Source organism: Anaerofustis stercorihominis, assembly GCF_005844425.1.
GTDB classification, from domain to species: Bacteria; Bacillota; Clostridia; order Eubacteriales; family Anaerofustaceae; genus Anaerofustis; species Anaerofustis butyriciformans.
Genome location: NZ_SPHL01000076.1, coordinates 1 through 1,996, shown reverse-complemented (window position 1 = coordinate 1,996; position 1,996 = coordinate 1). Strand labels below are relative to the sequence as shown.

Sequence of the window (1,996 nt, the reverse complement as noted above, 5' to 3'; positions counted from 1 at the left end):
AAATCTTACTGAAAGCTTATGTAAATCATAGTATTGTCTTAAACCAAAATCATAAACAATACAAAAACCAATAAGTTCTAATGTTTCAACAAAATTATAATTCTTGCCTATTGATATTTTATCTGTAATAACAAGAAGTATATTTTTTAATATATCAAAAGCTATATATAAAAGGATAAATAATAAAAATTCTTTTATGCTTATAACCTTTAAAAACGCCAAAACAAGAGAGAATATTATTATCGGAAGTTCCAAAATAGGATTTAAAACCGACGATAAAAATTCATAAAATTTACTAAGCCCCATAAATGAGTTTATTGCATTTTGATTTTTTGCATTAATATAAGTTGAATACATTTCATTAAATAAATAAGGCTTAAAATCTTCTTCTTGTTTAAATGCAAGAGCTTCATAGTCTATATTATATCTATCACCAAACTTCTTAGTCAAACGATTCTTTAAGTCGTTATTTGGATTTATACAATTATCAGAAAATCCTCCAACATCTTTAACTTTGTTTTTATTATATAAAGTAAAGTTATTACCGCTTTCAAAACCACTGCAAAATTCTTCATTAAAAGTCTTTAGAAATAATTTATTCTTTATGCTCTTTATAATAACACTTCCAAGTAAAAAGTTATGTGTTTTTATTTCTTTGAAACTTAGATTTTCTTCAGATATATAAACTCTGCTTTTTATTATTCCCATAGAAAATAGATTATCGTCAAAAAGCATAAATTCCCTTGCAAGTTTACTTAAAGAGGTTCTTTCTATATCAATATTTTCTTCTAAAACCATAAATAAATCACTGTCTATATTATCTATAACAGCATTTATATTATTCCATTTACTGCCTTGTTCCTTAATTAAAAGATTAATTTTTCCATTAGAGTAAATAGATATTATCTCTTCTTTATTTATATTGTATATAAAGGATTTATTTTCTTTTTGAAGTTTAAATGTTGATATAATTCTCTTTGATAAAAAAGTATTATTACTTGAAACAATGATAAAAATATCATAATTTTCATAATCAAGTTTTGTTAAATCATTTATCTTTAAAATAAATTCATTAATATTTTTTTCTTCATTTAATACTAATGTTATTTTTTTACCTTCTTTTTCAACATCTAAATATCGTTTCTTATTTTTCATTAAATTGTTAAATACCATAATAGACGGAATAACAGCACTAAATAACGAAACAATTCCATACATTATCGTATAAACAATAAAAATAATAAAAATAACATATAATATACTCATAATTACTCCCGTTATGCCAAATATTCTTTTACAATATACTTAAGTCTGATATTTTCACTTTCTTCTCTTAATTTAACAAGTACACTGCGTAACATTTTTTTATCCTTAAATTTATCCAAAGCATCATATATTTCCATTTGAGTAAAATCAGAAAGTCTTTCACAAGCAACAACGAATGCTTTTGTAAAACTTGCAATATTTCCCCTATTGGCTATTGCATTCATTGCTTGAAGTCTGATTTTCTTTGAAGAAGAATGAAGGCATTTTAGTAGAAACTCATCCACTTTTTTATTTTCTCTCCAAAAAGAATTAGTTTTCACAATAAATACTTCCAAATCTTTTGAATAAGAATATTCAAAAGAAATGTCTTCACTTGTTACTATACAAGAATTTATTTCCTCTATAAATTTTTGTAAAATTTTATCGTTTATATTTTCTTCAATAAGTTCTTTTACAGCAAAATAATATTTTTCTTTAATCCTATTGTCTTTTTGAAGAATATTTTTTAATTCGTCAATATCTTCAACTTTTGGATATTGACCTACTTTCAAGTCTTTAGAAATTTTATTTAAAAGTAAATTAAATTTTTTTAATTTTAAATTATAAAAAAACATTTTTATTTTTGTAAATAACATTCTAAAAACGAAATATAATATTACAATTAAAAATATTGATAATAAAGCACAAAGTACAATTAATTCAAATTTATCCATACTTCCTCCTTAGATTC

The 1,996-nt window shown here is 22.4% G+C and carries 2 protein-coding genes; both read right to left on the bottom strand.

Annotated elements, in window-relative coordinates:
* The coding region (locus tag FGQ49_RS10195) for a hypothetical protein (RefSeq protein ID WP_138269758.1) at nucleotides 1-1,266 on the bottom strand (1,266 nt) is incomplete at its 3' end.
* 11 nt (nucleotides 1,267-1,277) lie between these two features.
* The gene (locus FGQ49_RS10190) at nucleotides 1,278-1,979 is read right to left on the bottom strand and encodes a hypothetical protein (protein WP_138269757.1); all 702 of its coding nucleotides are present in this window, start codon (nucleotides 1,977-1,979) and stop codon (nucleotides 1,278-1,280) included.
* Nucleotides 1,980-1,996: the final 17 nt, after the last annotated feature.

What these genes read in the sequence shown, in the direction of transcription:
- FGQ49_RS10190 (WP_138269757.1), bottom strand. Translation starts at nt 1,979, where the DNA reads ATGGATAAATTTGAATTAATTGTACTTTGTGCTTTATTATCAATATTT.